Source organism: Paenactinomyces guangxiensis, assembly GCF_016055185.1.
GTDB lineage: Bacteria > Bacillota > Bacilli > Thermoactinomycetales > Thermoactinomycetaceae > Paenactinomyces > Paenactinomyces guangxiensis.
Window position 1 is genome coordinate 18,406 of sequence record NZ_JAECVR010000023.1, and the last position, 15,214, is coordinate 33,619.

Below are 15,214 nucleotides of genomic sequence, written 5' to 3' on the forward strand. Positions count from 1 at the left end.
GCATAGTTCCGGGGGGAAGGATCATGAACAAGAGTGTGTCCATCTCTGAGAAAAAAGAATTTATCGGATGGTTTTTAAATCGGTATGAATTGCAAAAAAAAGAAGCAGCCTGGCTGCTCAGTTATCTGTCCTCAAATGATCAGCTTTTGCAAAAACTCCATTTTGTCGATAATGTCCGTTATGTATCAAAATCGATGATCCTTTCCACAAAGTGCAGTAATATGACACCGTTTAAGTTTACAAAGAACAAGCGTGTTGGTGCCGATGTAGAAACCGCCTTTTATGATATTCGTTCCTATCCACACGAAGATTTATATATTGGGCTGTATTTTAAGGACCGGGCAACGTGTCCCGAGTATGCCGCTGTATTGGAGGTTAATCCCATGGAAAAACATGACTTGGCGCAAGACCATTTGCTCAGTCTGTTCGCGGAGATGCTTCTTGACCAAGCGGTAGAAGAATTCAGACAGCATGAGTTATACAGACGAATCGACGACGCGTTGGCAGTACGGGATGAACAAACATTTTTACAGCTCAGCGAACAATGGATTAAAATACTAGAATCAAGAAAATAATTAAGATATAATGCTCGGCAGAAGCCGAGCATTTTAATATGGAAAGAAGGGGAAGCAGATGCGGCTTTCGACACTGGAAATCAGTGAATGGCGTCAAAATGCACCGTACATAGACACGCTGTGTCTTCCGGTTTACTCCATACATATCGAGGAGAAACAGATCCTGGACCAGCAGGGAAGGTCAGTTGAACGGGTGGCACGCTTGCTGGAAAAAAAGTTGACGGGAAGGCTTCTTTTACTTCCGGCCATCACCTATACAAGTAAAGATGAAAAAGTGTTTCTGTCCTATTTAAACGAGGTGATTGGCCAGTTATCCCGGTCAGGATTTTATCACCTTATTTTAATCACGGATGAAAGACATGCATCCTTATGTGGAAATTTGGAAATACAAACGGATGCTGTACAACTTTTATGTTATTCCCTTGACTTTGGGGAAAATAGCACCGAAGAGCAAATTGAACAAAGAGCAGAGGTTCTTTACCAAAAAGTTGTCAATATGTGGCAAAACACATCTTAATTGTTAATTACAATATTAAGAATGTCGTCTTATAGTCACAGGCATTTTCTTGACTTTTATGGAATGCTTTCGCTATCATGTATATGTCCTAGTAAAAAGAATATTTGTCCTAGCAAATGAAGGGTTCCGGTCCGGGTGGACGGTTAAGCCGTATAGAAGGAGGTCGGACAGTCGTGAGTAAGAAACTTTCCCGCCGTCAATTTTTGACTTACACACTTGGCGGGACAGCTGGTTTTCTCGCTTCCGGGATGCTTTTCCCGATGGTTCGCTTTGCCATCGATCCCGTCCTCAAAAAGGGGGACAGCGGGGGATTCGTCGAAACGACGATGACTGAGGCGGAGCTGACCAATAGTCCGAAAGCGGTTCAGTTTACAGTACACGTCAAAGACGGATGGTATGAACCGCCAAAAGGGGAAACCAAAACAGCGTGGGTGTATAAAGACAATAATGGAAAAGTTGTTGCTCTTTCACCCATATGCAAGCATTTGGGTTGTACCGTAAACTGGAATAGCAATCCACAATTTAAAAATGAGTTTTTCTGTCCTTGCCATTTTGGGCGATATTACAAGGATGGAACCAATGTTCCCGGTACTCCGCCAGCGAAGCCGTTAGACAAGTATAAGACACAGATCAAAAACGGCAGGCTGTTGATTGGACCATTAGAGAAAGTATAATGTGCAGTGATCGGAGGTGTAGCTAAGTGCTGCGCACCATTTACGACTGGGTGGATGAACGTCTGGATATTACGCCTCTTTGGCGGGATGTCGCTGACCACGAAGTGCCGGAACATGTGAATCCTGCCCACCATTTCTCAGCATTTATCTATTGCTTTGGTGGACTGACCTTTTTTGTTGTTGTTATTCAGATTCTTTCTGGCATGTTTCTGGCGATGTACTATGTTCCAGACATTGTAAACGCTCACTCGAGTGTGGATTACTTACAAAATGAACTGGCTATGGGCGCCATTGTACGGGGAATGCACCACTGGGGAGCGAGTGTGGCCATTGTGATGCTGTTCTTGCATACCTTGCGGGTATTCTTTACAGGCTCATACAAACACCCGCGCGAATTTAACTGGGTAGTGGGTATGCTAATCTTCTTTGTGATGTTAGGTCTTGGCTTCACAGGTTATCTGCTGCCCTGGGACAACAAGGCTTACTTTGCGACCAAGGTAGGGGTTGAAATCGCTGCTTCTGTCCCTGTTATTGGACCTTATATCGCCAGTTTCCTACAGGGGGGAGATATTGTAGGGGCCCAAACGCTTGCGCGTTTCTTCGCTCTTCACGTGTTCTTCCTGCCTGCGGCTCTGCTGGGGTTACTGGGTGCCCACTTTATCTTAATTCGTCGCCAGGGTATTTCAGGCCCACTATAAGGTCTACGCGTGAGGAGGGAGATCCACTTGGCACATAATGAAGACGGAAACCATACACAGGTCCACTATGTGGGAGACTCGCGCGTTCGTGCTGGCCGCCCAAAGATGTACCCCAAGGACTATTCTGAGTTTCCGGGTAAAAATGAGGCATTCTTTCCTGACTTCCTTCTAAAAGAATGGATGGTTGCAGTTGTTTTCCTCGTTGGTTTTATGACGCTGGTCATGGCGGAGGAACCACCACTGGGGGAAATTGCTGACCCGACTAACACCAGTTTCTTACCGGTACCCGACTGGTATTTCCTCTTTCTTTACCAGTTGCTGAAATACAAATGGGCGTCTGGTCCATTTGTGGTAATTGGTACGGTAATCCTTCCCGGGATTGCTTTCACGGCTTTGATGTTGGCCCCATGGCTGGACCGCAGTAAAGAGCGCCGTCCTCTCAGGCGTCCAGTGACAACAGGGATCATGATTCTCTCACTCATCTCAGTTGCCGCGCTTACCTGGGCAGCTGAGGTTGAGCACGAAACGCAAATGGAATCCAACCCTGGTGAAAAGCCGCAAAATACAAAAGTGATGGCTCAAGATGATGAAGGGTACAGCATCTATCAACAAAACGCCTGTATCCGCTGTCACGGCGACCAGCTTCAAGGTGTAAACGGTCCAAGTTTGCTCGGAGTTGGTAACCGCCTTTCACATGAGAAAATCACCGAAATCATCGATGATGGAAGAGGCGCAATGCCGGCTGGTATGTTCCAGGGGAACGAACAGCAAAAGAAAGTACTGGTTGACTGGTTGATGAAACAGAAGCAAAAATAATAAGTACTTAACGAACGAACCTGGTTGCTAAGGTGCAACCAGGTTTTTACATAAACGAAAGAAGGTGGAGCGGTAGTGCGCGGCTGGTGGCAACAATTTCTTGCTCTATTGGATCGCCGCTGGTTTTTATGGGTTTTGTTTGCAATTAACTTCCTCGGTTCTATCTACGGCTTTTATTGGTATAAAAATCAACTGTCTGTCACGGACCCGGAATTAATCATTTTTGTCCCTGACAGCCCAACTGCCAGTGCTTTTTTTACGTTGTTGCTTTTGCTTTATTTATTTTCGCGAAGAAGCCCCCTGCTGGAAGCATTTGCATCTATAACCCTGTTTAAATATGGAATCTGGGCTGTTGTTATGATTATTTGGGGTGCGCTCCTGGATCCTGGACCTTTCTTAGATGTACTGGCCTGGGAACATTGGATGCTGATCTTCTCTCATCTGGGAATGGCGGCACAGGCGGTTCTTTATTCCCCTTTCTATACCTATCAAAACAGGGAAATCCTTATTGTCGCTGCGTGGACTCTGCTCAATGATGTGCTGGATTACGGATTGGATATTCATCCCTGGTTGGCACCGACACTGGAGCCCTATGATCATATTGTAGGTATCTTTACGCTTATTCTCAGCTTTACCACGATCATGCTCTTTGCCATTCTTGCCATGCGAAAAACCTCAAAAAGGAAATGGGCATATTCTCTACTATTTGAAGCCGGAAAATAGCCGGCTTTTTTTGTTTGCAGACATATCTGTGAGGACAACCTGAATAGACTTGTACTAACAAAGCTTGACAGGGGGAAAGGAGGAGCGGATCTCTTGAAGAATAAATGGATAAAACGGGGGATTTTTCTATGTTGTCTCATGCCCATTTTTATGAATCTTCCCAGGGCGGAGGCAAGTGAAGAATTTCAACAGGAAAGTGAGAAATGGTCTCATACGGCGAATCAAATTGTGAGGTTGGTCGAGAAAAAAGATTTATTAGGAGCGAGGTCTCAATTGTCTATATTGGCCAGGCAATTTTCAAAATCCGATTTATCAGATAAAAATCTGAGTGTTGAAGGTATTCATGTCTTATCAGATGTGATCATAGATATGGAGCGCAATTTAAATCAGGTTATTCCGGATGAAGGAAAGATGGTTTATTCAGCCACTCGCTTACAGATCGCTTTTGACGCTGTTTCACATTCGCATCAACCTCTATGGCAACAGTATTACAGTCCGCTTAAACAAGATGTTGGGCAAATTCAGGAAGAGATCCGGCATAACAACCGGTCATCCGTTCAAAAAGCGATCGATCAAATGTATGATGACTACCAGATGGTCCGTCCCGCATTGATTGTATCAAAAAGCCCGCATACAGTACAAAAGGTAGATTCACTGGTCACTTTTATCCGAAAGCAGGAAGATCTTAAAAAACTCCAATCCAGTGTGAAACAGCTGGAAGCGCTCCTCCAGCCGCTTTTCTTTGGATCGGAAAAAGATGTGACGGCAGTTTCCGGACCATTAGAAGAAGTGTCTCTTTATACGATAACGTTGTGGGTAAGCGGTTTGATCGTTATGGTGCTGTCATATGTCAGCTGGCGAAAATACCGGGCCATGCGGGGAGTTGTATAAAAGCTCGTAAGGTTGAAACAAACCATGGTTTAAAATGCTTTTTTGTACATTTAAACCCAATCAATCACTGAAACTGTCTCAGGTGTTGTTCTGGATAGCAGTTGTTCAGCTGCTTCACCGATCAGACGAATTCCGGATTCAATTTGTGCTTCATTAGTGTGAATGATGCTGATTCTAAGGCCGTTCTCTTTTGGAAATGTTTTCAAAAAACTGCGATTTGTCGGAACAACAAGGACGTTTTGTTGTTTGAGAGTTGCTGCCAGATCAATTGCAGGCAGCTGATCAGGCAGTACCATTCGCGAGAAGATGCCGCCTTCCGGGACGTGAACGCTAAGTTCTGAGGGCAGCCATTGATTGCATGCGTTTCGTAATATTTCCATGCGTTTATGGTAACGATTACGCATATACTCAGTGTGCCGGTTAAACATTCCACAGTTCAAAAAGATTTCAAGCGCCGCCTGGGATAATGCTGTTGAGCTTAAATCACAGGAAGATTTAAACATACGGAACGTTTCGATCAGTGATTGCGGCAAGACAGCAGCTGCCAGTCTGAGACCGGGCAGCATGACTTTGGAAAAGCTCTTGATATATATCGTATGTCCCGATGGATCGTAACTGTAAATGGGGTCTGCTTTACGGTCCATTTCCAAATCAGCCAAATAATCATCTTCTACAATATAAACATCGTATTTTTCAGCCAGTCGGGCGATCTGTTTTTTTTGTTCCTGACTAAAGCTGGTTCCAAGGGGATTATGGAATCGGGGAACCGTATAAAAAAACTTGATATGATTGCTGCGGAAATGTCTTTCCAGCTCCTTTAGATCAATGCCCTCTTTTGTTCGTCTAATGCCGACTGCACGAACTCCAAGCAGTTCAATGGACCGAATCATGCCATAATAAGCAGGCTGTTCCACAAGGATAGTGCTTTTGCCGTTTGGGAAAGGCATGACGGTCAACAGATGAAGCGCTTGTTGGGCACCGGAAACCATACATATTTGCTCCGGCCGTGTAAACACTTGCGATATCGCTAAATGCTTACTAAGCTCCTTTCGAAGGGAAAAGAAACCCTGCGGGTCAGAATATGAAAATAGCTGGTCTTGATACAGCTCAATGGCACGGTTCAGGCAATGCTGAAAATCTTCATACGGCATAACATCGGGGTCCGGGCTGGCAGAGGAAAAATCGATCAGTCCGGGTGGTTGGAGGTTCATGGTAGACGCACGAAGTACAGCATAGTAGCCGCTTTTAGGCACAGAATAGATCAGGTGTTCTTTCTCAAGATCATGATAAGCTCGAATTGCCGTGTTTTTGCTGCATGAGAATTGAATCGATATTTCCCTTATAGATGGCAGCTTGCCACCAGGTTTGATCTTTCCGGAATGAAGCTGCTCTTTTATGTATCCCTTGACGATTTCGTATTTATTCATAGGTTCTCCTTGATCTGTACCCATACAGTTTAATAATATAAATCTTTTAACCTCCATCTGTATCCATTATACTATAAAAAATCAAAAATATAAGAGTTTCTGGAGGGATACAGATGGAGTGGAAACACGAATATCTCCCGTATCGGATCAGTGATTGCAAGGATCAATTAGAGTTGGATACTATTTATACCCTGCTGCAAACGAGCTATTGGGCTGCTGGCCGCACAAAAGAAACCATTGAAAAGAGCATTGAAAATTCGCTATGTGTCGGTATTTACGGAGAATCAGGACAAGTCGGATTTATGCGGGTGGTTACGGATTACGCTACATTTTCGTGGGTGTGTGATGTGATCGTTCATCCGGACCATCGGGGGAAAGGATTAGGTAAATGGATGATGCAATTTCTGGTGGAGCATCCAGGCGTACGTCATACCCATATGACATTGGGGACTCGTGATGCGCACGGCCTCTATGAACAGTATGGTTTTGAACGAAAAGAAATGATGGGCAGAAGGTACGCAAAAATATAAGCTTGATAATGAACCTGCTTGAAACCGCCGACTTGTTCCGAAATGGATAAATAAGCGGCAGAAAAGGGGACTGTCCCAAGTAGAGACAACCTGCCGGGACAGTCCATCGAAAAATCGCTGCACCTGCCTTTTGTTATTTTTGTGCGACGGTGATGTAATGTTGCTCTGTTGGATAAGTGGAGTTGACAATTTTGAATCCATTCTCCTCAAATGCCTTTTTCATCTCATCAGTTTCAAATGAATGGCCCAGTGATGTTGACAAAAAGCATTTCCTTTTGTATTATACCCATAGGCGTATATGTATATCAACCAAACTACCGATTCAGGTTGGTATTTTTTTACCGCCTACATATACCTATACTGGTATATGTATAGGAACCCCTTCCTTTGCAAACTTTAATATCGACAAGAAAGGAGGGAGTTTTTCATGAAAAAAACCATTCCAACCATTACACCGCAAGAAGTGGAACATCGACTTCAAAAAGGAGAGAAACTGAACATTATTGATGTTCGAGAAGCAGAGGAAATAGCGGAAGGAAAAATCCCAGAAGCGAAACATATTGCTTTGGGAACTCTAGCCGATCGACTGCATGAACTGAACCCAAGCAATGAATATATCATGGTCTGCCGTTCAGGTGGCAGAAGTGAGCGGGCCTGTGAGCTTTTGCAAGAACATGGGTTTAAAGTGAAAAACATAGTCGGTGGGATGCTCGATTGGGAAAAGGTAAGACACAATAAATAAGGAGGAATGGAAAATGTCCATCAAAGTGGATGTTCAGCTAGATTGCAAAGGACTTTCCTGCCCGATGCCCATTGTTCGTACCAAAAAGACAATGGATCAACTGGAGCCCGGTCAGGTAATTGAAGTCCAAGCGACGGATCCCGGATCTCTGGCGGATATTCAGGGCTGGGCCAAAAGCACGGGGCATCAATACTTGGGTACGAAACAAGAAGGAGAGGTATTAAAGCATTATTTACGAAAAGCTAGTGAGTCCGAATTACAAGAGCGGAAGTATCCACATGTCGTTCAAAACGAGGAACTATTAAAAATGCTGGATAGTGACGAAGGATTTCTTTTATTAGATGTTCGTGAACCAGCCGAGTACGCTTTTGGACATATTCCTGGCGCTTGTTCGATTCCATTTGGTGAATTGGAAGAGCGAATGAATGAAATCCCAAAGGATCAACCCATTTATGTCGTTTGTCGCACAGGCACCCGAAGCGACATGGCTGCTCAACAATTAACCAAACATGGATTTACAAATGTGATCAATGTCGTTCCTGGCATGTATAAGTGGACAGGACCAGTCGATCAGGAAAAATAAGGAGGAATATTGGATGAGTAGAAAAGTTGCGATTATCGCAAGCAATGGTGGTTTGTTCGATGCCTATAAAGTGTTTAATATTGCTACGGCTGCGGCCGCTGCAGATGCAGAAGTAGCTATTTTCTTCACCTTTGAAGGATTAAATCTGATTCATAAGCAAGCCCATCAGCAATTGCCAGTCCCTACAGGCAGAGAGCATTACATGGATCGATTTAAAAAAGCCAATGTTCCTTCCATTCCTGAATTGGTGCAACTTGCACAGGAAATGAATGTAAAGCTGATCGCTTGTCAAATGACCATGGATGTTATGAGTTTGAAAAAGGAAGAGTTTGTAGACGGAGTCGACGTTGGCGGGGCAGCCACGTGAATTTTGCCCAAGATGCCGATGTCACACTCACATTCTGATGAGGAGGTGTTTATTCCATGGTAAAAATAATGACGGCAAAAGAAGCAGCCGAAAAAGTGATTCATGGAGAGCTTTTTATCTTGGATGTACGTAATCAAGAAGACTATACCAATTGGAAAATTGAAGGGAAAAAAGTGGAGTCCATTAACATTCCATATTTTGATCTGATCGACAGTGTAGAACACGCATTAGAAAAATTGCCGAAAGATGAGAGAGATATCCTGGTCGTCTGTGCAAAGGAAGGTTCCTCCAAATTTGTGGCAGAGCAATTGGATGAAGCGGGTGTGGAAGAAGTGTATTATCTCCAAGGCGGTATGAGAGCGTGGAGTGAATACCTCTATCCTGTCAAAATCGGTGATCTGAAAAATGGCGGAAGCATCTATCAGTTTAACCGGATCGGAAAAGGGTGTCTTTCCTATTTGGTTGAGTCTAATGGTGAAGCGGCGATCATCGATGCGGTAAGGATGACGGAACCGTTTGAGCAATTTGCTCAAGAAAAGGGGCTTACCGTTAAATATTTGATTGATACCCACCTTCATGCTGACCATATTTCCGGTGGTCGTAAACTGGCTGAAAAACTGGGGGCGACTTATTATCTTCCGCCTAAAGATGCGACGGAAGTAACCTTCTCATACGAGCCATTGGAAGAAGGTAAAGATATTCTGGTTGGGAATACGCGCATTCGTATTCAGCCTCTGTACTCTCCAGGGCATACGATTGGAAGTACATCATTAATTGTGGATGATCAATATCTTCTGTCTGGAGACATTTTGTTTGTGGATTCCATTGGCAGACCTGACTTGGCAGGAAAAGCCAAAGACTGGGTTGGTGATTTGCGCCGTACCCTATACCAACTGTATAAAGAACTTTCACCAGAACTCCTCGTTCTGCCGGCGCACTTTGGAAAGATTAGTGAAATGGATGATCAAGGACGCGTGTTTGCTAAACTCGGAGAACTGTATGCGAAAAACGCAGGTCTGCAAGTAGAAGATGAACAGGTATTCCGCAAAATGGTAACCGAGAATCTTCCGCCGCAACCTAATGCTTATCAGGAAATTCGTCAAACCAATATGGGGAAACTCACCCCTACAGAAGATGAACAAAGGGAAATGGAAATCGGCCCCAACCGTTGTGCCGTGCATGATTAATTCATTTTGTTTAAGGAGGACGAAGATAAATGAACGCGGCTAAAGTGATAGATGCAAAAGGGCTTTCGTGTCCCATGCCTGTCGTTCGTACCAAAAAGGCGATGGATGAGTTAAAGGCGGGACAAATTTTGGAACTTCATACGACGGATTCAGGAGCTTTAAGTGATATTCCTGCATGGGCAAAGACAGCAGGGCATCAAGTAATCGAACAAAGCGAAGATAACGGTGTGTATAAATTCTGGATTCAAAAGGGTTAAGTGATTCAAAGATCTCCTTCATTATCTTCACGGGGGAAGGATCGAAGGAGATCATCTCATTTCAAATCATTGAATGGCAGAGGAAGATATGAATGGAAAACAATAAATCAACCTTGATTGTATTCAGTGGCGATTTGGATAAAGCCATTGCCAGCTTTATTATCGCAACGGGATCTGCTGCGATGGGAAACCAAGTGACCATGTTTTTTACCTTTTGGGGACTGAACATTCTTCGTAAAGATCAGTATGTATCTGTACAAAAATCATTGATGGACAAGATGTTTGCCAAGATGTTACCAAGAGGGCCTGAAAAACTAGGAATTTCGAAGATGAACTTTGGTGGCCTGGGAGCCAAGATGATGAAATACACCATGAAAAAGAAAAACATTACGACTTTGAAAGAGCTCATCGAAATGGCAAAAGAACTGGATATTAAAATGGTCGCATGTACCATGTCGATGGACGTGCTGGGGATTCAGCAAGAAGAGCTGATTGATGGACTTGAGTATGCTGGGGTGGCCTCTTATCTTGCAGAGGCAAACGAGGCAAAAATTAACTTGTTTATCTGAGAAAGAAGTGTTCAGAGATGGATATATGGTTTATTATGCTCATTTTTTTGATAGGATTTACCGGTTCTTTTATATCAGGAATGGTGGGAATCGGAGGTTCCATTATTAAATATCCGATGCTTCTTTATATCCCTCCTCTACTGGGATTTGCGGCTTATACTGCTCATGAGGTATCAGGAATTAGTGCAGTTCAAGTGTTTTTTACTACGATCAGTGGTGTTTGGGCTTATCGAAAAGGCGGATATCTCAATAAGTATCTCATTCTTTACATGGGAATCAGCATTTTGATTGGTAGTTTCATCGGTGGATATGGTTCCAAGTTACTCAGCGAAGGGCAAATCAACCTTGTTTATGCTATATTGGCTACGATTGCCGCTCTCATGATGTTTGTACCAAAAAAAGGTCTTGATGATATTCCCCTTGATCAAGTAACTTTTAATCCTACACTAGCTGCCCTCTCAGCTTTTTTTGTAGGGATTGCTTCCGGGATTGTAGGGGCAGCAGGCGCATTTATTTTGGTACCGATTATGCTTGTCGTCTTGAAAATCCCTACACGTATGACCATTGCTACCTCGCTCGCCATTACATTCATTTCTTCAATTGGTTCAACTGTAGGCAAAATCATGACAGGTCAGGTTCTTTTCCTTCCAGCCATCATTATGGTTGTTGCTAGCATTATCGCTTCTCCACTCGGGGCTAGTGTTGGAAAAAAAGTGAATCCCAAAGTGTTACAAGTGATTTTGGCTGTGTTAATTGTAGCAACATCGGTAAAAATTTGGTTGGATCTCCTTTAATCCCCCCCCCAAAACTTCATGGGGAATTTTTCTATCAAGGGTGGCGAAATCTTCAATGAATAGTATTTTCATTGGTATTATTGTATTATTAGGTGGGATTCTTTATTTTTTCCTCATGAATCGGGGCATTCAAACAATAAGCCCCAGTGAGTTAATGAAGATCATAGAAAACAAAAAAGTTCGTTTGATTGATGTTTGGGAAAAACATGAGTTTCGGTCGGGGCATATACCTGGGGCTATAAACTTCCCGCTTAGTCAAATGGAGTCATTAAAGAAAAAGTCTTCTGCATGGAAGCCGAACGAACACATTTATCTGTACTGTCGAAGCGGTTCGCGAAGTGCAATAGCTGCCCGACAATTCCGCAAGCTTGGTTTCCAGCAAGTGATTCATCTTCAAGGTGGACTTATACGTTGGAAAGGACCGATCAGAAAAAGCAAGTAAGGAGGGTAAGGCCATGATTTACGATGACGATGTAAAAAGACGTTTACGCCGTATTGAAGGGCAGGTTCGCGGAGTTTTACGCATGATGGATGAAGATAAAGATTGTAAAGATGTCGTATCACAATTATCTGCGATTCGTTCAGCTGTGGACCGGTCGATCGCGTATATTCTCACTCATAACTTGGAGCAATGTATTCGCAAAGAATTGGAAAAAGACCAAAACGCTGATACCACAAAATTACTGAAAGAGGCCATCGATCTCCTAGTAAAAACTAGATAATGGAGACGGATAAGACGATATAATCTAAAACTCGATTTCTCGCTAGCATAGTGAAAATAGGGTTTTTTGTTCATTCTAATCTTAGAGTAGGATTCATGATCAAAGAAATCCACCCCCCGATGATCAACTCCTTAGCGTGGTTGAACATCGGGATTTTTGCTTTTTGCATGTCCTAACGTGGTGAATCCGCGAAAAAACGGCGGGACCCCAATGAGGTGTTTTGGACAAAGAAAGTACCTCCTGTTTAACTTATGGGTGTTCCCCAACACTCATTAAAAACAAGGAGGTACTTAACTAAAGCATAGATAGAATAAGCCAATTCAGCAAATCAGTGAGCAAACAATGGTGTGATCGTCTCCTTCATTTCTCAGATAGACGGGTGGCTATGTGGCGAACCCCTAGATGAAAGGTTGTTTTAGTTCCTGCGTGCCACAATGCAGACGGCGGCTACAGGTTTAAATTCTTTCAATTCTTTTGAGATCTCTGTAAATCCAACCTGTTGAAGTATGCTAGACAACTTTTCAGCATAGTTAATGGCGTCTTCTTTCGTTGCTCCTTTATAAATGGGTTGGTAGGTTGTTGCTATAGTTCCACCTGGCTTTAATAATGAATATAGTTTTCGGAATGCCGCTTGTTGATCAGACCAAAACATAACAGAATTAACAGAATAAATTTTATTAAAGGGTTTATCAGATATTGGCAAGTTCTCAATTGCGGAGATTCGCAATTCTACTTTTCCCTCTTGAATGGCTTTTCGATTTCGTCGCATGGCTTGTTTGTACATGGTGTCAGAAACATCGATGCCGATCACCTTACCTTGTTGAATCATCTGACTGCATTGATAAATACCAATACCCGGTCCATAACCAATCTCAAGCACTCGGTCATCTCCCTGAATATCTAAGAAGGACAGCGTCCAAGTGTTTCTGGCTCCGGTGCTAAGCGCCATAATATTTCCAGCCACATGTCCCCAGAAACCTACCGGATGTTGAAATTGTTTAGCAAAATTTTGAATCCAACCCATGATTCTGCACACCTTTCGATAGTTTAGAAACAAGTAAATCCGCTAACGTTTGAAGCAAGTTTTCTCAACTTTTTCATCTTGAAGATGCCTAAATTTATCAGGATGATAAGATTGTAAGTGACGAAAAAAGAAGTATTCAAATTATATAATGGAATGTCTCTATAATGTATATTGAATAAATGATCATGAAGTCTATTTACAAGGTTATTTTTCAATAAGTGTTTTAATTGCATCCATTACGGCTTTAGGATGATTCTGCGGAATCATATGAGCCACATGAGGTAAAACCATAAGCTTAGCATGCGGTATATATTTTTGTAATCTGCAAGCTTGTTCTTTTGTTCCAAATGGATCATTATTACCAACTACAATGACCATTGGATGTTTGATATTTTTGTACCTGTTACTTATTTTTTCTGCAGTAGGAGAAAAAGCGAGAACATCTTCTCGATTCGCTTTAAAATGGGTTGGACGAAGCCAAAGTGCGAGAGCAGCTTTTCGATAATCGGAAGGTACTGGTTCAGGAGCGAAAGTTTCTTTCAATATATTTTTCGCTAAACCTGTTCCCAGTGGACTTTTTAACAAAGTATTGAGAAGGGCATCTCCGATGATCGGCGTTGTTACAACAGCAGAAATGGGATCCCCGTTTTCTGCAGGATACCCTTCCTTGTACATAACCGCTCCCAGGGTTACTATGCCGGAAACTTCATCCGGATAGGAAAGTGCATACGAAAGAACCAATATTCCGCTCCATGAATGTCCGACAAGAATCGGTTTTCCAATACCTAACTTCTTTAATGCACCATGTATAAGTCTGGCTTGGACAATAGGAGTTACTTCTTCGTTTTTTGGCTTTTCGCTATATCCGTATCCCGGGCGGTCAAAAGAGATAGCTTGGTATCCTTGTTTTGCAGCTATTTCCATCACTTTTTCAAAGTCATTACCTGTCAAAACACCTCCATGAAGAAAAACAAGGGGTTTACCTGAGCCCTTTCGGATATAGTGCAATTTAGTTCCTTCTACAGTTATAAAATTACCGTTTGGCGGAAAATTAACTTCGGCCTGTCTAAATTCATATTGGTTATACCAAAACAATCCGGCCGCCAAAAAAAGAACAATCGATAATATGATTATCAAGTTTTTCAATCCTCTCTTCATTTCATTCTCCTCAACCAAAAATGTAATATTAACATACTTCTGAGTATGTTTACTGATTTATAAAACCCGTATTTTACGGGTGATTTTCCTTTTCTTGCTCATTCGGTTGTATTCCATACCATAGTATTTTTGACACTGCTGCAGAAACTGATTGAAATGAGACATGATTTGGAGCTACTAACCACATGAGTACAATACCGTTGACAAGAGAATGGAGAATGACGGATAAATCACGGGAGTCAACATCTGAAGTTAACAAACCTTTTTGTTGCATTTCCCGCAATATATCAGAGGTTCCCTGAAATAATTTGGAGAAGGATTCACACAGTTTTTTTCTTACAGAAGGGTCCCGGCTGCTGGATATAAATTCAAAGAAAAGCATGGGCTGTTCGCCGTTTCCCTCTTCGCAAGAGGCAAATTGTGACTCAAGAAGAGTTTTTAAAGCTTCCATTGGATTGGATGAACCAAAAATATTTCGGATCTGTCCGGGAAGTCCTTGCAGGAGCTGTGTCAGGCTTCGTTCACAAAGAGCAAGGTATAAATCACTCTTGCTCGAAAAGTGCCAGTATATGGCCCCTTTAGTCAATCCCGCATCTTTTGCAACTTGATCCAATGTAGCGCCTTCATATCCGTATTTTGCAAATACACGCCTTGCCGCTTCCAGGATTTTCATTCTCGTATCTGCAAGGGAGTGATGATGTTGCGTTTGTTTCTCTAATAGAACTCTTCTCATTTCATCTTTACTGCCAAAATATCTTTGCACAGTTGACCAGTGTACTCCTGCTTCTTTTGCTACATCTGCATAAGTAATTTTGTCATATGGATAACGACTAGCTAGTTCAAAAGCTGCTTTTAAAATTCGTTCAGAAGAAGATTTCACTCTTTAATCCTCCGATGATATAATCAAATACTGTTAAGTGTGTCTTTATTGTATTTTTTCACCTTTGCCATTGTCAAGTG

Annotated in this window: 20 protein-coding genes and 1 pseudogene; 17 read left to right on the forward strand and 4 right to left on the reverse strand. The window is 42.6% G+C overall.

Annotation, left to right across the window (positions count from 1 at the left end):
- The first annotated feature begins 23 nt into the window (after window positions 1-23).
- The 7 genes from I8U27_RS17235 (at window position 24) to I8U27_RS17265 (ending at window position 4,894) form a co-directional block, all read left to right on the forward strand.
- A complete protein-coding gene (locus tag I8U27_RS17235) occupies window positions 24-575 on the forward strand; it encodes a ReoY family proteolytic degradation factor (RefSeq protein ID WP_181754135.1) in 552 nt (183 codons plus the stop codon).
- A 58-nt stretch (window positions 576-633) separates the two neighbouring features.
- Entirely contained in the window at window positions 634-1,092 is a 459-nt protein-coding gene (locus I8U27_RS17240) for a DUF2487 family protein (RefSeq protein ID WP_181754137.1), read from the forward strand.
- A gap of 173 nt (window positions 1,093-1,265) precedes the next feature.
- Window positions 1,266-1,766, forward strand: a complete 501-nt coding sequence (locus tag I8U27_RS17245; protein WP_309506176.1) for a QcrA and Rieske domain-containing protein — start codon at window positions 1,266-1,268, stop codon at window positions 1,764-1,766.
- 26 nt (window positions 1,767-1,792) lie between these two features.
- Window positions 1,793-2,464, forward strand: coding sequence for a menaquinol-cytochrome c reductase cytochrome b subunit (gene qcrB, locus I8U27_RS17250; protein WP_181754141.1), 672 nt, complete (start codon window positions 1,793-1,795; stop codon window positions 2,462-2,464).
- Between the two features lie 27 nt (window positions 2,465-2,491).
- Complete coding sequence (locus I8U27_RS17255; RefSeq protein WP_232345614.1) at window positions 2,492-3,280, forward strand: menaquinol-cytochrome c reductase cytochrome b/c subunit; 789 nt, start codon at window positions 2,492-2,494, stop codon at window positions 3,278-3,280.
- A gap of 75 nt (window positions 3,281-3,355) precedes the next feature.
- Complete coding sequence (locus tag I8U27_RS17260) at window positions 3,356-4,003, forward strand: DUF1405 domain-containing protein (RefSeq protein ID WP_181754143.1); 648 nt, start codon at window positions 3,356-3,358, stop codon at window positions 4,001-4,003.
- A gap of 93 nt (window positions 4,004-4,096) precedes the next feature.
- Window positions 4,097-4,894, forward strand: a complete 798-nt coding sequence (locus I8U27_RS17265; RefSeq protein ID WP_181754144.1) for a sporulation protein YpjB — start codon at window positions 4,097-4,099, stop codon at window positions 4,892-4,894.
- Between the two features lie 50 nt (window positions 4,895-4,944).
- Here I8U27_RS17265 and I8U27_RS17270 read toward each other — a convergent pair whose 3' ends face one another.
- A complete protein-coding gene (locus I8U27_RS17270) occupies window positions 4,945-6,321 on the reverse strand; it encodes an aminotransferase-like domain-containing protein (RefSeq protein WP_181754145.1) in 1,377 nt (458 codons plus the stop codon).
- 113 nt (window positions 6,322-6,434) lie between these two features.
- Between I8U27_RS17270 and I8U27_RS17275 the strand changes: the two genes are divergently transcribed.
- From I8U27_RS17275 to I8U27_RS17320, 10 genes and pseudogenes are all read left to right on the forward strand, one after another.
- A complete protein-coding gene (locus I8U27_RS17275; RefSeq protein WP_181754146.1) occupies window positions 6,435-6,851 on the forward strand; it encodes a GNAT family N-acetyltransferase in 417 nt (138 codons plus the stop codon).
- 427 nt (window positions 6,852-7,278) lie between these two features.
- Window positions 7,279-7,593 carry a rhodanese-like domain-containing protein gene (locus tag I8U27_RS17280; RefSeq protein ID WP_181754147.1) on the forward strand — a complete coding sequence of 105 codons (315 nt, stop codon included), beginning with the start codon at window positions 7,279-7,281 and terminating at the stop codon, window positions 7,591-7,593.
- A gap of 13 nt (window positions 7,594-7,606) precedes the next feature.
- Complete coding sequence (locus I8U27_RS17285; protein WP_181754148.1) at window positions 7,607-8,176, forward strand: sulfurtransferase TusA family protein; 570 nt, start codon at window positions 7,607-7,609, stop codon at window positions 8,174-8,176.
- Between the two features lie 13 nt (window positions 8,177-8,189).
- A pseudogene (locus I8U27_RS17290) lies at window positions 8,190-8,581 on the forward strand (DsrE/DsrF/DrsH-like family protein).
- A gap of 18 nt (window positions 8,582-8,599) precedes the next feature.
- Window positions 8,600-9,730, forward strand: a complete 1,131-nt coding sequence (locus I8U27_RS17295; protein ID WP_181754149.1) for an MBL fold metallo-hydrolase — start codon at window positions 8,600-8,602, stop codon at window positions 9,728-9,730.
- A gap of 29 nt (window positions 9,731-9,759) precedes the next feature.
- Window positions 9,760-9,987: a sulfurtransferase TusA family protein gene (locus tag I8U27_RS17300; protein ID WP_181754151.1), complete on the forward strand. Its 228-nt coding sequence runs from the start codon at window positions 9,760-9,762 to the stop codon at window positions 9,985-9,987.
- 92 nt (window positions 9,988-10,079) lie between these two features.
- Entirely contained in the window at window positions 10,080-10,556 is a 477-nt protein-coding gene (locus I8U27_RS17305) for a DsrE/DsrF/DrsH-like family protein (protein ID WP_181754153.1), read from the forward strand.
- Between the two features lie 17 nt (window positions 10,557-10,573).
- The gene (locus I8U27_RS17310; RefSeq protein WP_181754155.1) at window positions 10,574-11,350 is read left to right on the forward strand and encodes a sulfite exporter TauE/SafE family protein; all 777 of its coding nucleotides are present in this window, start codon (window positions 10,574-10,576) and stop codon (window positions 11,348-11,350) included.
- A 55-nt stretch (window positions 11,351-11,405) separates the two neighbouring features.
- Window positions 11,406-11,792, forward strand: a complete 387-nt coding sequence (locus tag I8U27_RS17315; protein ID WP_181754157.1) for a rhodanese-like domain-containing protein — start codon at window positions 11,406-11,408, stop codon at window positions 11,790-11,792.
- A 13-nt stretch (window positions 11,793-11,805) separates the two neighbouring features.
- Window positions 11,806-12,072: a metal-sensitive transcriptional regulator gene (locus tag I8U27_RS17320; RefSeq protein ID WP_181754159.1), complete on the forward strand. Its 267-nt coding sequence runs from the start codon at window positions 11,806-11,808 to the stop codon at window positions 12,070-12,072.
- A gap of 415 nt (window positions 12,073-12,487) precedes the next feature.
- Here I8U27_RS17320 and I8U27_RS17325 read toward each other — a convergent pair whose 3' ends face one another.
- The 3 genes from I8U27_RS17325 to I8U27_RS17335 form a co-directional block, all read right to left on the reverse strand.
- A complete protein-coding gene (locus I8U27_RS17325) occupies window positions 12,488-13,096 on the reverse strand; it encodes a class I SAM-dependent methyltransferase (protein WP_181754161.1) in 609 nt (202 codons plus the stop codon).
- A 204-nt stretch (window positions 13,097-13,300) separates the two neighbouring features.
- A complete protein-coding gene (locus tag I8U27_RS17330; protein ID WP_181754163.1) occupies window positions 13,301-14,254 on the reverse strand; it encodes an alpha/beta fold hydrolase in 954 nt (317 codons plus the stop codon).
- Window positions 14,255-14,327: 73 nt separating this feature from the next.
- Window positions 14,328-15,134 carry a TetR/AcrR family transcriptional regulator gene (locus I8U27_RS17335; protein ID WP_181754165.1) on the reverse strand — a complete coding sequence of 269 codons (807 nt, stop codon included), beginning with the start codon at window positions 15,132-15,134 and terminating at the stop codon, window positions 14,328-14,330.
- Window positions 15,135-15,214 lie beyond the last annotated feature (80 nt).

Bases quoted from the DNA above. Each gene is read 5' to 3' on its own strand.
- I8U27_RS17235 (WP_181754135.1), top strand. From the start codon at position 24: ATGAACAAGAGTGTGTCCATCTCTGAGAAAAAAGAATTTATCGGATGG.
- I8U27_RS17325 (WP_181754161.1), bottom strand. From the start codon at position 13,096: ATGGGTTGGATTCAAAATTTTGCTAAACAATTTCAACATCCGGTAGGT.
- I8U27_RS17295 (WP_181754149.1), top strand. From the start codon at position 8,600: ATGGTAAAAATAATGACGGCAAAAGAAGCAGCCGAAAAAGTGATTCAT.
- I8U27_RS17305 (WP_181754153.1), top strand. From the start codon at position 10,080: ATGGAAAACAATAAATCAACCTTGATTGTATTCAGTGGCGATTTGGAT.
- I8U27_RS17315 (WP_181754157.1), top strand. From the start codon at position 11,406: ATGAATAGTATTTTCATTGGTATTATTGTATTATTAGGTGGGATTCTT.
- I8U27_RS17320 (WP_181754159.1), top strand. From the start codon at position 11,806: ATGATTTACGATGACGATGTAAAAAGACGTTTACGCCGTATTGAAGGG.
- I8U27_RS17240 (WP_181754137.1), top strand. From the start codon at position 634: ATGCGGCTTTCGACACTGGAAATCAGTGAATGGCGTCAAAATGCACCG.
- I8U27_RS17330 (WP_181754163.1), bottom strand. From the start codon at position 14,254: ATGAAGAGAGGATTGAAAAACTTGATAATCATATTATCGATTGTTCTT.
- I8U27_RS17310 (WP_181754155.1), top strand. From the start codon at position 10,574: ATGGATATATGGTTTATTATGCTCATTTTTTTGATAGGATTTACCGGT.
- I8U27_RS17270 (WP_181754145.1), bottom strand. From the start codon at position 6,321: ATGAATAAATACGAAATCGTCAAGGGATACATAAAAGAGCAGCTTCAT.
- I8U27_RS17275 (WP_181754146.1), top strand. From the start codon at position 6,435: ATGGAGTGGAAACACGAATATCTCCCGTATCGGATCAGTGATTGCAAG.
- I8U27_RS17280 (WP_181754147.1), top strand. From the start codon at position 7,279: ATGAAAAAAACCATTCCAACCATTACACCGCAAGAAGTGGAACATCGA.
- I8U27_RS17300 (WP_181754151.1), top strand. From the start codon at position 9,760: ATGAACGCGGCTAAAGTGATAGATGCAAAAGGGCTTTCGTGTCCCATG.
- I8U27_RS17285 (WP_181754148.1), top strand. From the start codon at position 7,607: ATGTCCATCAAAGTGGATGTTCAGCTAGATTGCAAAGGACTTTCCTGC.